Source organism: Streptomyces griseofuscus, assembly GCF_014673495.1.
Taxonomy (GTDB): domain Bacteria; phylum Actinomycetota; class Actinomycetes; order Streptomycetales; family Streptomycetaceae; genus Streptomyces; species Streptomyces murinus.
Genome location: NZ_CP051006.1, coordinates 4852728 through 4868256 on the forward strand (window position 1 = coordinate 4852728; position 15529 = coordinate 4868256).

Annotated in this window: 10 protein-coding genes; 5 read left to right on the forward strand and 5 right to left on the reverse strand. The window is 72.2% G+C overall.

Translation table 11 applies throughout. The features are described 5' to 3' along the window. Nucleotides 1-40 precede the first annotated feature (40 nt). Together HEP81_RS21765 and HEP81_RS21770 are read left to right on the forward strand one after the other, a co-directional pair. Nucleotides 41-2629 (forward strand): bifunctional FO biosynthesis protein CofGH, encoded by a 2589-nt coding sequence (locus HEP81_RS21765; protein ID WP_037657781.1) that lies wholly within the window; start codon nt 41-43, stop codon nt 2627-2629. Nucleotides 2630-2762: 133 nt separating this feature from the next. Further along, nucleotides 2763-3329, forward strand: coding sequence for a hypothetical protein (locus HEP81_RS21770; RefSeq protein WP_037657780.1), 567 nt, complete (start codon nt 2763-2765; stop codon nt 3327-3329). A 10-nt stretch (nt 3330-3339) separates the two neighbouring features. On the opposite strand, the gene HEP81_RS21775 is transcribed toward HEP81_RS21770, so the two are convergent. Further along, a complete protein-coding gene (locus HEP81_RS21775) occupies nt 3340-3879 on the reverse strand; it encodes a DUF2165 domain-containing protein (RefSeq protein ID WP_037657777.1) in 540 nt (179 codons plus the stop codon). Nucleotides 3880-3969: 90 nt separating this feature from the next. On the opposite strand from HEP81_RS21775, the gene HEP81_RS42175 reads away from it, so the two are divergent. After that, on the forward strand, nt 3970-6981 hold the full coding sequence (locus HEP81_RS42175; RefSeq protein WP_063755249.1) for a tetratricopeptide repeat protein: 3012 nt from the start codon (nt 3970-3972) through the stop codon (nt 6979-6981). On the opposite strand, the gene HEP81_RS21785 is transcribed toward HEP81_RS42175, so the two are convergent. Further along, nucleotides 6969-7145 carry a DUF397 domain-containing protein gene (locus tag HEP81_RS21785; protein ID WP_078967463.1) on the reverse strand — a complete coding sequence of 59 codons (177 nt, stop codon included), beginning with the start codon at nt 7143-7145 and terminating at the stop codon, nt 6969-6971. The two genes, HEP81_RS42175 and HEP81_RS21785, sit on opposite strands and share 13 nt — an antisense overlap. A 266-nt stretch (nt 7146-7411) precedes the next feature. Then, nucleotides 7412-8437 (reverse strand): alpha/beta fold hydrolase, encoded by a 1026-nt coding sequence (locus HEP81_RS21790; RefSeq protein WP_037657776.1) that lies wholly within the window; start codon nt 8435-8437, stop codon nt 7412-7414. Nucleotides 8438-8505: 68 nt separating this feature from the next. On the opposite strand from HEP81_RS21790, the gene HEP81_RS21795 reads away from it, so the two are divergent. Both HEP81_RS21795 and HEP81_RS21800 read left to right on the forward strand, forming a co-directional pair. After that, nucleotides 8506-9309 (forward strand): TetR/AcrR family transcriptional regulator, encoded by an 804-nt coding sequence (locus HEP81_RS21795; protein WP_243279516.1) that lies wholly within the window; start codon nt 8506-8508, stop codon nt 9307-9309. A gap of 95 nt (nt 9310-9404) precedes the next feature. After that, nucleotides 9405-10517, forward strand: coding sequence for an ADP-ribosylglycohydrolase family protein (locus tag HEP81_RS21800; protein ID WP_037657774.1), 1113 nt, complete (start codon nt 9405-9407; stop codon nt 10515-10517). 25 nt (nt 10518-10542) lie between these two features. Here HEP81_RS21800 and HEP81_RS21805 read toward each other — a convergent pair whose 3' ends face one another. Together HEP81_RS21805 and HEP81_RS21810 are read right to left on the reverse strand one after the other, a co-directional pair. After that, a complete protein-coding gene (locus HEP81_RS21805) occupies nt 10543-12459 on the reverse strand; it encodes an MFS transporter (protein WP_172636935.1) in 1917 nt (638 codons plus the stop codon). A 196-nt stretch (nt 12460-12655) separates the two neighbouring features. Next, a complete protein-coding gene (locus HEP81_RS21810) occupies nt 12656-15427 on the reverse strand; it encodes a D-alanyl-D-alanine carboxypeptidase (protein ID WP_037657772.1) in 2772 nt (923 codons plus the stop codon). Nucleotides 15428-15529 lie beyond the last annotated feature (102 nt).

Here is a 15529-nt window from a genome sequence, read left to right on the forward strand (position 1 = left end):
CCTCATCCGTCCTGATCATCCCCCTACGTATCGTGGAGTCATGACGACTCCCGCGCCCCCAGGACCCGGCCGTCCCACCGAGAACTCCATGCGTCGCGCCCTCAAACGCGCCCGTGACGGCGTCGCCCTCGACGCCTCCGAGGCCGCGGTGCTGCTCCAGGCCCGGGGCGAGGACCTGACCGACCTCGCCGCCTCCGCCGCCCGGGTGCGCGACGCGGGCCTCGACCAGGCGGGCCGTCCCGGCGTCATCACCTACTCGAAGAGCGTCTTCATCCCGCTGACCCGGCTGTGCCGGGACAAGTGCCATTACTGCACCTTCGTCACCGTCCCCGGCAAGCTCCGCCGCGCCGGCCACGGCATGTTCATGTCCCCGGACGAGGTCCTCGACATCGCCCGCAAGGGCGCCGCGCTCGGCTGCAAGGAAGCCCTGATCACCCTCGGCGACAAGCCCGAGGACCGCTGGCCCGAGGCCCGCGAGTGGCTCGACGCGCACGGCTACGACGACACCATCGCCTATGTCCGCGCCATCTCCGTCCGCATCCTGGAGGAGACCGGCCTGCTGCCCCACCTCAACCCGGGCGTCATGAGCTGGACCGACTTCCAGCGCCTGAAGCCGGTCGCGCCGAGCATGGGCATGATGCTGGAGACCACGGCCACCCGCCTGTGGTCCGAGCCCGGCGGCCCGCACCACGGCTCCCCGGACAAGGAACCGGCCGTACGGCTGCGGGTCCTGGAGGACGCGGGCCGCTCCTCCGTCCCCTTCACCTCGGGCCTGCTGATCGGCATCGGCGAGACGTACGAGGAGCGCGCCGAGTCCCTCTTCGCGCTGCGCAAGGTCTCCCGCGCCTACCACGGCGTCCAGGAACTGATCATCCAGAACTTCCGCGCCAAGCCGGACACCGCGATGCGCGGCATGCCGGACGCCGAACTGGACGAACTGGTCGCCACCATCGCCGTCGCCCGGCACATCATGGGCCCCGCCGCCTGCCTCCAGGCCCCGCCGAACCTGGTCGAGGGCGAGTACGAGCGGCTGATCGGCGCCGGCATCGACGACTGGGGCGGGGTGTCGCCCCTGACCATCGACCATGTCAACCCCGAACGCCCCTGGCCGCAGATCGAGGAACTGGCGGAGCGGTCCCGCGCGGCCGGCTTCGAGCTGCGCGAACGCCTCTGCGTCTACCCGGAGTTCGTCCGGCGCGGCGAGCCCTGGCTGGACCCCCGGCTGCGCCCGCACGTCGCCGCCCTCGCCGACCCGGAGACCGGCCTGGCCCGCCCCGGCGTGCTCCCCACCGGCCTGCCCTGGCAGGAGCCCGAGGACAGCTTCACCCCCACCGGCCGCACCGATCTGCACCGCACCATCGACACTGAGGGCCGTACGAGCGACCGCCGTGACGACTACGACGAGGTGTACGGCGACTGGGACGCCCTGCGCGAGGCGGCCGCCCCCGGGATGGCGCCGCAGCGCATCGACACCGACGTCCGCGAGGCCCTGCGCACCGCGGGCGACGACCCCACCCGGCTGACCGACGCCGAGGCCCTCGCCCTCTTCCACGCGGACGGCCCGGCGCTGGACGCGCTGTGCCGGATCGCCGACGATGTGCGCAGGTCGGTGGTGGGCGACGACGTGACGTACATCGTCACCCGCAACATCAACTTCACCAATGTCTGCTACACCGGCTGCCGCTTCTGCGCCTTCGCCCAGCGCCGTACCGACGCCGACGCGTACACCCTCTCCCTGAGCCAGGTCGCCGACCGCGCCCAGCAGGCGTGGGACGTCGGCGCGGTCGAGGTGTGCATGCAGGGCGGCATCCACCCCGACCTGCCCGGCACCGCCTACTTCGACATCGCGAAGGCGGTCAAGGAGCGCGTCCCCGGCATGCATGTGCACGCCTTCTCCCCGATGGAGGTCGTGAACGGCGCCACCCGCACCGGCATGTCCATCCGGGAGTGGCTGACGGCCGCGAAGGAAGCGGGCCTCGACACCATCCCCGGCACGGCGGCGGAGATCCTGGACGACGAGGTCCGCTGGATCCTCACCAAGGGCAAGCTGCCCACGGCCACCTGGATCGAGGTCGTGAAGACCGCCCACGAGCTGGGCATCCGCTCCTCCTCCACGATGATGTACGGCCATGTCGACCAGCCCCGCCACTGGCTCGGCCATCTGCGCACCCTGGCCGGGATCCAGCGGGAGACCGGCGGCTTCACCGAGTTCGTCACGCTCCCCTTCATCCACACCAACGCGCCGGTCTACCTCGCCGGCATCGCCCGCCCCGGCCCGACCACCCGCGACAACCGCGCGGTGACGGCCATGGCCCGCCTCCTGCTGCACCCCTGGATCCCCAATATCCAGACAAGCTGGGTCAAACTCGGCACCGAGGGTGCGGCGGAAATGCTCCGCTCCGGCGCGAACGACCTGGGCGGCACCCTGATGGAGGAGACGATCTCCCGGATGGCGGGCTCGTCGTACGGCTCGTACAAGTCCGTCCGCGACCTGGTGGCCGTCGCGGAGGCGGCCGGCCGTCCGGCGAAACCGCGCACGACGCTCTACGGCGCGGTGCCGGACGAGCGGCGGCGGGCGGCGGCGGCCTCCGACGGCCACCTCCCCGAGCTGCTGCCCGTGCTCGACTGAGCCGCCGGTACGCGGTGCGGGGGCGACGGGTACGCGGTGCGGGGGCGACCGGTACGTGGTGCGGGGGCGACTGAGTACGATGATCCGACCCCCGGACCGTGTGGGGGACCCATAGCGGAGGAGATGCGTACCCGTGGCTGCCCGACTGCCCTCCTGGGCCTGGGTCTCCGGTCTGACGGTGGGGGCGACCGTGGCCGTCGTCGCCCTCGCCGTGCAGGCGGAGCACGGGCCGCATCCCACGGCCGCGAGCGTGAAGCCGAGCACCTCGGTGTCGGCGGGCACCCATGGCTCGGCGAAGCCGAAGCCGCCGGCGGGGCCGCCCGCGCTCCCGGCGGACTCGGGGGACGGCCGCCGGATCGTGTACGCGCTCGCGGCGAAGCGGCTGTGGCTGGTCGACGCGACCGGCAAGGAGATCAGGTCATTCGAGGTGTGGCCGGGGACGGTACCACCCGCCCCCGGCCGCTACTCGATCACGCTGCGCACCCAGTCCCTCAAGGGCTCGGACGGCGTGGAGATCGAGCACGTCATGTACTTCACGAAGGTGGACGGCGTGAACGTGGCCTTCTCCAACGCTCTGGACGGCGCCTCGCCGCCCCCCGCGGAGGGCAAGAAACTGGGCGGCATCCGCATGCGCAAGCAGGACGGCGCCGCCCTGTGGGCCTTCGGTGCTCAGGGCACGAACGTGACGGTGGTCAAGTAGGAGCCGGTGGTCAGCTGGTAGGGGGTTCCTCGACGGCTGCCCTGCCGCCGCCCGGCAGGTGATTGACGATCAACGCCACCCCGCTGAGCAGGAAGACGCGGGTGGCGGAGTCCTCGCCGTTCCACGCCTTCGCCTGCCACATCGCGAACCACTCACCGCCGATCGCGATGAACCCGGCGCCGAAAAGCAGCAGGAGCATCAGCAGTCCATAGGTGGAAACGCGCCGCGCGAACGCCTCGTCCCGGCGCGCCGCCCACAGGTACGTGCCCCAGATCAGGACCAGCGCGGCCACCGTCTCCCACGCGATGATCAGAACATAGGCGGTGTCCTGGAGCGCGGTGCTGGTGATCGCCCGCCACATCAGATCGTGGTCCTTGAAGGTGCTGTCCATCGCCAGCACATGCCGTACGAACTGCTGGTTCGTGCCGAAGTCCGTGATGTTGCCGAACGCGACGAGGGCGATGTACAGCGCGAGTATCCCGGTGAGTACACCGGCGGCCAGTGCCTGACCGGAGTGTCTGGAGTGCCGTGTGGGGTCGGTGGTGGTCATGGCTGGATTCTCCCCTGTGGACGACCGGTTGGCGCGTGGCCATTGCGCCATCATGGAAAGGGGGCCTCCGGGGGAAGGGCAGGTGTTCGGATGGTGCGGGCACGACCGTCGATGCAGGAGCTGATCGGACGGCGCAGACGAGCGGGCTTCATCGGCCGTGGCGGGGAACGGGCCGCGTTCCGCGAGAACTTGGACCTGCCGCCCGAGGACGAGCGTCATCGCTTCCTCTTCCACATCCACGGCCAGGCCGGCGTCGGCAAGACCTTCTTGGTGCGGGAGTTGGAGCAGACGGCGCGTGAACGCGGCGCGCTGACCGCGTACGTGGACGAGGGCGTGGGCAGCGTCCCCGAGGCGCTGTCCGCCCTGAGCCGCGAATTCGCCCGCCAGGAGGTGGAGTTCAAGAAACTCGACCGCGCGCTGACGTCGTACCGGGAACGCCGCCACGAGGCGGAGGCGGTGGCCGCCGGCCTGGACTCCACGCCCCCCGACGGCCCCTCCCCGGGGACGGCCACGGCGGTGCGGGCCGGACTGGCGGGCCTGGGCCTGATACCCGGCGCGGGACCGTTCGTGGGGGCGGTCGACCCCGCCCAAGTGGCCCAGGCGGCGGATCGGTTGAAGCGGGGCCTCAGCGCGAAGTTCGGCAGCCAGGACGACGTTCAACTGGTGTTGTCGCCTGAACGCGCCTTGACGCCGAAACTGTTGGACGAACTGGAGTCGGCCGCGTCCACGGTCCCCTGGATCGTCCTCTTCTTCGACACGTACGAGCGCACGGGCCCGTTCCTCGACCACTGGCTGCACGACCTGATGACCACCGACCGGTACGGTGCCCTGCCGGCCGATGTCATCGTGGTCACGGCGGGCCAGCAGCCGTTCGACCGCGCCCGCTGGGGCGGCTTCGCGGACTTCATGACGGAGATCCCGCTGGGCCCCTTCACCGAGGCGGAGACACGGGGCCTGCTGGCGGACCGCGGCGTGGTGGCCGAGCCGGTGGTGACGGAGGTGCTGCGGTTGACCGGCGGACTCCCGCTGCTGGTCTCGACGTTGGCGGAGCAACGTCCGGCGGATCTGGAAGACGTCGGGGACCCGAGCGCCACGGCGGTGGAACGGTTCCTGAAGTGGGAGCAGGACCCGGCCCGCAGGGCGGTGGCACTGGCGTGCGCGCTGCCGAGAAGCCTGGACCTGGACGTATTCCGCGCGGTCGTGGACGCCCCGGAGTCCGACGCCCTCTTCGGCTGGCTGAGCGGCCTGCCCTTCGTGGACGATCGCCGCGACCGGCTGCGGTACCACGACCTGGTGCGGGAGACGATGCTGCGACTGCTGCGCCGACGGTCTCCGCAGCAGTGGCGGGAGCGCCATGAAGTGCTGGCGGCGGCCTACGGCGGGTGGTGCGAGGAGGCGGCAGAGGGAGTTCGCCCGGATGCGCTGTGGGAGGAGAAGCGGTGGCGCGCGCTGCGGCTGGAACAGACGTATCACCTGCTGTGTGCCCGGCGGGGCACGGAGCTGGCGATGGCGCTGGCGCGCGTGGTCCAGGCCTGCACCTGGGAGCAGGCGGAGGGCCGTCGCTGGGCCCGCATGCTGGAGGAGGCGGGGACGGCGGCGGACGACACCGCCGTGCGGGACTGGGGACGGCGGCTGCGGGAGGCGCTCGCGGATGATCAGCAGGGGCTGGGCACCGTCGCCGACCTGCTGTCCTCCCGGCCCGGACCGGACCTCACCGTGCGCGCGCTGGCGTACGGGCTGCTCGGAAAGCACTTGGTCAGACGCGGCGAGGACGCACCGGGCCTGGCCGCGTTCGACCAGGGCCTCGGGCTCGGTGAACGGGCCGGCCTGCCCCAGCTCGAACTGGCCCGGCTGCACTACGGGCGCGCCATCGCCCACCAGACACTGGAGAACTTCACGGCCGCGATGACCGACCTGGACCGGGCGGACGCCTTGTGGCCCGACACCGTGGAGATCCTCTGGGAGCGCGGGGAGACCCAGCGGCTCGCCGGGCGCCCGGAGGAGGCCGTCACGGAGTTCGAGCGTGCCCTCGCCTTGGATCCGGCGCACGCGGACTCCCTCGCCTGCCGGGCGGTCTGCCGGCACGCCCTCGGGCAACTGGACGAGGCGCTCGCCGACTTCGACCGCGCGCTGGACATCGCGGAGAACGACCTGTGGACCCTTGTGCGCAGGTCGCATCTGTGTCGCGACACGGGGGAGTGGGAGGAGGCCTTCGCGGACCTGGACCGTGCCTTCGCCCTCGCGCCGGACGTGGCCTGGATCGCGAGTGAGCGAGGGGACGCCTATCGGCTGGCGCACCGCTACGAGGAGGCGGTCGCCGAGCTGGGCCGTGCCGTCGAGCTGAAGCCGGACTATGCCTCGGCCCTGGCGAGCCGGGGTGCCGTCCACTTCGAGCTGCGCCGGGCCGAGGAGGCGTTCGCCGATCTGGACCGGGCCATCGCCCTGGTTCCCGATTACGGCTGGGCCCTGGGCCGGCGCGCTCGCGCCGCCCTGGTGGTCGGCCGCACGGAGCGAGCCCTGGCCGACCTGGACCGGTGCGTCGCCCTGGACGCGGCGGCGAACTGGGCTCGTGGACGGGCCGTGGACCTGCTGATGCGCTGCGGTCGCTGGACGGAGGCCCTGGACCGCCTGGCGGAGGCGGACCGCCTGGCCGTTCCCGACCTGGAGGAGGAGCGCGCGGAAGCCCACCGCCACGCGCGCCAGTGGGCGGCGGCCATGAGGGAGGCCGAGCGGCTGGTACTTCGGGAGCCGCTCGACGGCACCATATGCCTCGCGCTGGCCGTCGGCGGATGCGAGGGCCAGGAAGCGGCACGGCCACTGTGGCGGGCGGCCGAGCAGCTGCTGCCGCGGGCCGACCTGGACAGTTCGGCCCGCGCCTACACCCGCTGCTTCCTGGCCTGTGCCCTCGGCGACTGGCCCACGGCCGACGCGGTGCTGACGCACATCCTGGCCGAGAAGCACGACTGGGACGACCTGGCACTGCTGGCCGCCCTCCTCACCGAACTCCTCACCACCCCCGGAACCGACCGCCTCCGCCTGGCCCCCCGCCTGGCGGCCGTGGAGTCGGCCCGGGACGCGATCCAGGCGCGTTACGCGGAGTGAGCCGCGAACTCCACGAACTCCGTCCAGCCGGCCTCGTCGACGGTGAGCCGGGCGCGGTCCTTGTCCCTGGAGTCGCGGATGTGGACGGTGGCGGGGGCGAGGGCCACCTCGACGCAGTCGGGCCCCTGGTCGTTGCTGTCGCTGCCTTCTCGATGAACGCGCATCAACAGACGGAAGGACCCGCCCGGCGATCTCCAGGCGGCGTTCCGGCTGCCGCCGCAGGGTCACCTCTTCTTGTACGAAGGTGATCGACGGCTTCGGCGCCCGCTCGAAGGTGGCGTTAGGGCGGGGACGGAATCGGCGACGCGTGCCGCGTCACCGCCGTACTGCCTCTTACACCGTGCCGTGTTCGTCGCCGTCGAACGTCACCCTCACCGGGCTGCTTGCCTGCGGGAGTTGGAAGCCGACGTGGGCGCCCGCGGCTGCGGACTCAACCACCCACCCCCACCCCCGTCACCACCGGCCTCACCCTCCCCACCAGCAGCTCCAGGAACACATCCGGACGCCGGAAGGCGGCGAAGTGGGAGGCGTCGGGAATGAGGGCGAAGTCCTTGAGGGGAGCCGTCAGGTGGTCGTGGAAGCGGCGGGCCGGTTCCGGTGGGGTGAGGACGTCGGAGGCGCCCTGGAAGAGGAAGACGGGGAGGTGGAAGGTGGTGCCCTCCGCGTATTCGTCCAAGGACATGGCCTGTGGGCCCAGTTGTTCGGAGAAGGTCATGCCCTTCAGGTAGGCGCGCAGGTCGCGCAGGGTGTGGAGGGGGGAGAACCAGAGGGAGCGGATGACGACCGTCTTCATGGTGTCGTAGGTCAGGGGGTCGGTCGTGGTGACCGTCTTGGCGTAGCAGGACCACTCCTCGGCGGACCAGGACGTGGGGTCCGGGCCCATCGCGGTCAGCCGGGACAGCTGCCGCCGCTTACCGGCGCCGCGCAGACGGGCGAGCAGATCGTCGTAGGCGGAGCTGTCCGTGCCGCCCGCGATGATGTTCTGGTCCGTGCCGACGTACGCCGAGTAGCGCTCGGGGTGGTCGCGGGCCAGGCGCAGGCCGGTGACGGTGCCGAAGCTGTTGGCGAGCAGGACGACCTTCGGCATGCCGAGGCGGGCGCGGATGTGGTCGGTGACCTCCAGCGCGTCGGCGTAGAGGCGGTCGAGGGTCAGCTCGCCCTGGCCGGCCGGGCCGTGCGCCGCGAAGGTCCGGCCCGCGCCGCGCATGTCCCAGCGGACGATCGTGAAGTGCCGCTCCCAGGCGCGGGTGCGCGGCGTGAAGATCGAGTTGGAGGCGCCGGGACCGCCGTGGAGCTCCAGGAGCACGGGGTTCGACCGGTCCTCGCCCCGGACGGAGATCCACTGGTCGACGCCGCCGATACGGACGTACGACGACTCGTCGACGCCGTTCGGGGTGGTGATCCGGAGGGACTTGGCGAGGGCGCGGCGTTTCAGGGCGCGATAGGTCAGCAGCATGGTGTTCCCCCTAAACTGTTTATGTCGTCAGCAGTAGGCTGTGGTTTACGGTATATACAGTTGATGGGGTGCCGGTCAAGGGGCGGGTACCGCAGGGGAGTCGGGAGCGGATCGTGGTCGAACGGGACGGCGTACGGAGCAAGGGGCAGCAGGACGAGACGCGCGACCCCCGTGCCGTCCTCGCCCTTCTCTGGGGCGAGCAGGAGCAGCCCACCCGGGGGCCCAAGCCGAAGCTGACCCCCCGGCGCATCGCCGCGGCCGCCGCCGAACTGGCCGACCGGGAAGGGCTCGACGCCGTCTCCATGAGCAAGGTCGCCGGCGGGTTCGGGGTGTCGGCGATGGCCCTGTACCGGTACGTCCCCGGCAAGACCGAGCTGGTCGAGCTGATGGTGGAGGAGGTGATGGGGGAGGGGCCCGAGATGCCGGAGAGCGGCGAGGACGGGCGCTGGCGCGAGGCCGTACGCGCGTGGACCCGGCAGTGCGCGGATGTGTACGCCGCCCACCCCTGGCTGCTCACCGCCACCGCCCTGCGCCGCCGTGCCCTCGGCCCCCGGCAGCTGCGCTGGCTGGACGCGGCGCTCGCCGCCCTCGAACCCACCGGCCTCGACGGCGCCCAGCGGCACCGCGTCTTCCTGCTGCTGATCGGGCTCGTGCGCAACGTCGCCCAGCAGCAGGCCGACCACGAGGAGGAGCAGTCGGCCGAATGGGACCGGCTCGCCGCCGACCTCCTCGCACGGCACGCCGAACGCTTCCCCGCACTCACCAAGGCCATCGCGGACGGCGCATTTCAACCGGACGGCATCGATCCGCTCGAATTCGGGCTGGATCGCATTCTGGATGGTGTCGAAGCGGTCATCGGCGGACGTGAATGACCCGTGAGGGTCGCCCCGGCCCACCGAGGGCCGTCTTCGCGGTCGATTAGAGTGCGGACCGTCGTGCGGGCGGACGGTGCCTGAGGAGGGTCTGGGTGGCGACGACGACCGGTGCCGTCTGGGGCCGTGCCGAGCAGCAGGACTTTCGCAGCAGGGTGCGCGGCACCCTGCTCGGGGCCGCCGTGGGCGACGCGCTCGGCGGGCCCGTCGACGCGCTCACCCTGGAGGAGATCCGCGCGGCCCACGGCCCCGAGGGGCTGCTCGACCTCACCGCGGGGCACGGGCGGCGCGGCACCATCACCCACCACACCCAGCTGACCCTGTTCAGCGTGGACGGGCTGATCCGCGCGCAGGTGCGCCGCGACACCGGCGCCTGGCATCCGCCGACCGATCTGCACCGCGCGTATCTGCGCTGGGCCGCCACCCAGCGGGACTGGGGGCCGGACGAGCGCCGCGCGGAGGACGGCTGGCTGGCCCGCGAGGAGTGGCTGTACGCGCGCCGGGGGCCGAGCAGGTCGCTGCTCATCGGGTTCGGCGACGACAAGATGGGCACGCTGGACAAGCCCAAGAACCCCGCCGAGCGGGGGCCGGAGGCGGTCGCCCGCTCCGCGCCCTTCGGGCTGCTGGTCGGCTGGGAGCCCCAGCTCGTCGTGCAGCTCGCGGTGGAGTGCGCGGCGCAGACCCACGGCCACCCGGTCGGCTGCCTGTCGGCGGGCGCGTACGCCGTGATCGTGCACGGCCTCGCCCGCGGGGAGAGCCTGGACGGCGCCGTGCAGCAGGCCCTCGCCCTGCTCGCCGTCCGCCCCGGCCACCAGCCGGTCTCCGACGCCCTCCAGCACGCGCTCGGCGCGGTACGGCAGGGCATGCCGAGCCCCGCGCGGGTGGAGGAACTGACCGGCGACGGCACGGCCGACGGGCTGCTCGCGGCCGCCGTCTACTGCGCCCTGGTCGGCGAGGACGTACGGCACGGCCTGTGCCTCGCCGTCAACCAGAGCGGTCCCTCGGCCGCCGCCGGCGCCCTCACCGGCGCCCTGCTGGGCGCCCTCCACGGCGAGACCGCCCTGCCCCCGGCCTGGCTCGCCGAGCTGGAGGGCCGCCCCACCATCCTCGAACTCGCCGACGACTTCGCCATGGAGATGACCCAGGGCCCCGCCCTGCACGGCCCGGCGGGCTCGGCACCGGGGTGGCTGGCCCGGTATCCGCGCTAGGGCCTCTCCTCCGGACCCCAGGCGCCTACTTCAGGGCGTCGGGACACGGCGTGCCCCGCGGCAACTGGTACGGGGCGGCCAGCCGGTACGTGCCCGCGCGCGGCGCGATCAGCATCGTCCATTTGTCGCCGTTCGCGTCCTCGGGGGTCTCCATGAGGCACCCGTTGACATTGCGGTACTTCTTCTCAGTGCCCGGCGGCGAGGGGATCACCTGCGGGCCCTTCAGGCTCTTGCCGTGGGCGTCGACCACGCTGAGCCAGGGGGAGTAGGGGATCCGGATCAGGATGCGGCCGGCCTTGCGCACATCCAGGGTCATCTCGCCCTGCTCGGCACGGTCCACCCGCGCGTTCGGCTCGGCCAGCGGGGTCGGGTCGGTCACCTTGAACAGCTGCCAGTTGGCATCGCCCCAGATCTGCGTCAGGTACGGCATCCCGCGCCGCAGCAGCTGCTGCTCGCGCTCACCGCCGTCCCCGTCCGGGTTGTCCTTGGGCAGCACCACGAAGTGCACGGCCCACCGCTGGAGCCACTCGTGGTAGTTCGCCGAGTTGAGCGTGTCGTCGTAGAAGAGCGGGTTGCGCTCCATGTCGGCCTGCCGGTTCCAGCCCCGCGCCAGGTTGACGTACGGCGCGAGCGCGGACGCCTCGCGGTGCGAACGCGCCGGTACGACCTCCACCCGCCCCCGTTCCGCGCCGACCTTCTGCAACTGGTTGACCAGCGGCGCCAGCTCGTGCGCCCAGGACGCGGTCGGGGTCGTGTGCATGATGTCGTCGACCGACTTGTAGCCGATCCATCCGACGAACCCCAGGAACGCCACCACCGTCGCGTACCACTTCCGCGACTTCGGCACGGTGAACGGCAGCGCCGCGATCAGCGTCGCGCCCGCGAACAGCATCGGCAGCCGCGAGATGTTCGAACCGATCTGCGAGCTGACCACCCACACGGCCACCACCATGGCGCTGTAGACGGCCGCCGTCAGCCGGACCGTGATCCATTCCTTCGGCACCAGGAACAGGCAGAGCAGGCCGTAGATCAGCGGCAGGCTGACCGAGCCGATCGTCATCGGCTGGGTGCCGGAGAAGGGGAAGAGGAAGTACGACGCGGCCACCACCGCCGCGGGGGCCAGTCCGAGCGCCCATGCACCCGGCCGTCGCTTCTGCAAAAACAGTGCGACCGCGACAAGGCCGACGAACAGTCCGGAGACCGGCGAGGCCATGGTGGAGAGCCCGGCCAGCGGGGCCGCCACCGCCGCCTTCGCCCAGCGTTTGTGCCGCCAGCGGTACGGCCAGCAGAACACCGCCGCCACCGCGCCGAGCGCGATCATCGTGCCGAGCCCGAAGGTCACCCGGCCCGACATCGCGTTGCATAGCAGCGCGAAGACTCCGGCCATCGAGGCCCATAGGGGGTTCCGCACGGCCCGGCTGCGGATGAGGATCAGCGTCAGCAGGCCCGCCGAGGCGGTGCCGGCGATCATCATCGTCGTACGGACGCCGAGGACCGCCATCAGATACGGCGACACCACGCTGTACGACACCGGGTGCATGCCCCCGTACCAGGCGAGGTTGTACGCCGAGTCCGGGTGCCGGCCGACGAACTCCGCCCAGGCGTCCTGCGCCGCGAGATCGCCGCCGCTGTTCGCGAACGTGAAGAACCAGATGATGTGCAGCACGCCGGCGAGCACGGTGACCCACAGCACCGGGTGGCGCAGCATACGGGCGCGAAGGGGTTCGAGGGGCGCGAGGAGGCGGGTGAGGCGGGTGCCGGGCACGTCGTCCGTACGATCGCTCGCACCGGCGGTCGTACGACCGCTCGTACGGCTGCTCGTACGGCCGCTTGTACGACCCTTCGCGCCGGTGTCCGCGTCAGGCGTGGACAGGCGTATTCGTGGGCCGTTTTCCGGGCCCGGTCCGGCGTCGTCGGCGCGTGTCGGCTCCGCAGTGGCCACCTGAAGGCACTCCCCGTGTCCCGTCTTCTGTTCTCGGCCGTTTTCTTCGGTTTCCCGGCCGCTTCTCGTCCAGTTCGCGGCCGTGTCCCGGGAACCGGCGACCTGCCCCGATTCGTGACGCTAGCACGCACCCCGCCACGGGGCGCCCGGGTGGGGCGCTGTGACGGGGTGCGCGGGGGGTGTGCGGGACGTGCGCTCAGCCGATGCGGGTGAGCTTCGCGCCGAAGCCGGGCTCGGCCAGATCCTGCTGGAGGGCCACCGGGACCTTGACGCCGGCCGTGCTGCCGTCGCCCACCGTGAGGGCGCCGACCTGGGTGCCGGCCTTCGCGGTGTGCGGGACGGTGCCGGCGGCGAAGGACAGCTTGACCTTCAGACCGGACCAGCCGACCGCGGTGACGTCCTGGGTGACCACGATCGGGGTCTGCCCGCCGAGCTGGTCGTCCACGTAGCCGACGACATCGCCCTTCTTCAGGATCTTCGCCGAGGTCAGCGCGTGCTCGGCGCCGAGCAGCGCGGTCTTGCTGACCTCGTTGACGGTGTCCAGGATCGACGGCTTGTGCTGGCCGAGGATCGCGCCGACGACGGTCACCGTCTGGCCGCCGACCTTCTTGCGGGCGGCGAACAGGAGGTTGCCGCCGGCCGCGGTGGTGGTGCCGGTCTTGATGCCGATGGCGCCGATCCAGTAGGGGAGCGAGTTGTAGTTCGGCCAGTTCTGGCCGGTGGGGTCGGTCCAGCTGGCGGCGCTGGTGATGGTGACCAGGGCGGGGATCTTCACGACCGCGCGGCCGAGCTTCACCTGGTCCTGGGCGGTGGAGACGGTGGTCTCCTTCAGGCCCGAGGGGTCGGTGTACGTCGTACCGGTCATCCCCAGCTGCTTGGCGGTGGCGTTCATCTTCTGCACGAACGCCGCCTCCGAGCCCGCGTCCCAGCGGGCCAGCAGCCGGGCGATGTTGTTGGCGGAGGGGATCATGACGGCCGACAGGGCCTGCTTCTCCGTGAGGGAGTCGCCGGCGTGGACGGTGTTGAGGGTTGACTCACCGCTCTTGTTGTAGCCGCCCTCCTTCTCCGCCGTGGCGTCCACCTTGATCTTCGGGCCCTCCTGGCCCGGCTTCAGCGGGTGGTCGCGCAGGATGATGTACGCGGTCATCGTCTTGGCGACCGAGCCGATGGCGACGGGGGTCTGCTTGCCGAAGTTCCCCATCGTGCCGATGCCGTCGCCGTCCATCCAGCCCTGGCCCTCGCTCGGCCACGGCAGGTTCACCCGGCCGCCGTCGAAGGTGTAGCTGTCCTTCGCGGTCAGCGCGAGGGTGGGGGACGGGAGGGGGCGCAGGGTCTGTACGACCGCGAAGATGATCACCAGCAGGAGGACCAGCGGGGTCCAGATCTTGACCCGTCGCAGCGCCGTGCGGACCGGGGTCTCCGGGGGCGGCGGGGTGTTGGTCAGCTCCGCGAGGAGGTCGAGCGGGGGCTTGGGGGGCAGGGGCTGCTGGGTGGTGCGCTCGGGGCCGATCTGGGGGACGGCGGTGGTCTCGTCGGCCGGCGTGGCGGCGGGCTTGTGCCGGACGTCGTCCTTGAGCGCGACGAACTTGCTGGTGCGCTCGGACTCGGGCTCGTCCTGCTTGGCCCCCTTGCCGACCTTGAGCATGGTCGTGGGCTGGTCGACCTGGTCCTTGGGGCGTACGGCCTTGAAGATGGCGGTCGGCTGGTCGACGGCATCCGCTCCGCCGGTCTTGCCCTTGCCCTCGGCTTCGCCTCCGGCCGTCTTCGTACCCGCACCACCCGTGCGGCTCTCGTCGTCAGCCGCGGGCGGCCCCTGAGGGTCCTCCGCGCCATCGGCGTCCGCGGGCCCGTCGCCGGTCTTCCGGGCCTCGCCCCCGCCCTCGGCGCCCTTCTCCTCGGCCCCGGCCCCGGCCTCGGCGTCACTCTTCGGGTCGGCGTCAGCCTTCGCGTCGGCGTCACCTTCCGCCTCGGCGTCGGTCGTCGCGCCCGCGGTGTCGGCGTCCGCCGGAGTCTTCGGCTGAGCGCCGGTCTCCGTACGGGAAGCGGTCTTCGCCCCGGCGTCGGTCTTCGCCTCGGCGTCGGCCGTCGCGCCCGCGGTGTCGGCGCCCGCCGGAGTCTTCGGCCGAGCGCCGGTCTCCGTACCGGAAGCGGCCTTCGCACCGGTGCCCGCCTTCGCGGCCGCGTCGTCCGCCAGGGCCTCCGCCTCCGCGCCGGCCGTCTCGGCGGCGGTCTTGGCGCGGGCGGCCGCGGCAGCGGCGGCATCGCCGGCGGAAGCCTTCTCCTCGGCACCGGCCTTCGTGTCGGAGCCGTCCTCCGCGTCGGCGCCCGGCTCCGAGCCCTCGGCCGCGTCGGCGCCCGCCGGGGCCTTCTCGTCCTCGGCACCGGCCTCCTGGGCCTTCAGCTCGCCCTTGGCGTCGGCCTTCGCGCTGCCGTCGCCGTCATCGGGCCCCGCCTTCACGCTCCCGGCCCCGGCCTTCGCGCCGTCACCCTTCGCACCGGAACCGGCGTCCGCCTCCGCGCCGTTGCCCTCGGCGGTGGCCTTCGCGTCCGCACCGGAGCCGGCGTCAGCCGCACCCGTGTCCGCAGCCTCCGAGCCCGCGCCGTCGCTTATCGCGCCCGTCGCTTCCTTCGCGTCCGTGCCGCCCTCGGTGTCCTCAGCGTCCTTCGCGGGAGCGTCCGTTGACGCCTCCGGGTCGTCCGCGTCCCGGACCCAGGACGAGACCGCGTTGCGCAGGGCGGTGTCCTCCTCGACCGCGGGGGTGCGGAACACCTTCGTCGCGGTGTCCGCGCCGCCGTTCGAGGAATCCTTTTGCCCGCCACCGGCCCCGGCCCCGGTGCTCCCACCGGACCCGCTCCGGGCCACCGCGAGGCGGGGATCGCGGGCCTCGGGAACCGAATCCGCGTTCCCCGACGTCGCTCCTGCCGACGACTCGCGCTGCTTCGACCTGTCGGGGGACTCGCCCGCCACCGATGCCTCCTCATGCGCCGCACGCCTACGCGCGCGCCCTGTCCGAACCATGTACCAGTGTCCTGTGTGAGGGCTTGGCCCCTGCGATAGACGAGAACGACA

Bases quoted from the DNA above. Each gene is read 5' to 3' on its own strand.
- HEP81_RS42175 (WP_063755249.1), top strand. From the start codon at position 3,970: ATGGTGCGGGCACGACCGTCGATGCAGGAGCTGATCGGACGGCGCAGA.
- HEP81_RS21775 (WP_037657777.1), bottom strand. From the start codon at position 3,879: ATGACCACCACCGACCCCACACGGCACTCCAGACACTCCGGTCAGGCA.
- HEP81_RS21785 (WP_078967463.1), bottom strand. From the start codon at position 7,145: ATGCGCGTTCATCGAGAAGGCAGCGACAGCAACGACCAGGGGCCCGAC.
- HEP81_RS21790 (WP_037657776.1), bottom strand. From the start codon at position 8,437: ATGCTGCTGACCTATCGCGCCCTGAAACGCCGCGCCCTCGCCAAGTCC.
- HEP81_RS21765 (WP_037657781.1), top strand. From the start codon at position 41: ATGACGACTCCCGCGCCCCCAGGACCCGGCCGTCCCACCGAGAACTCC.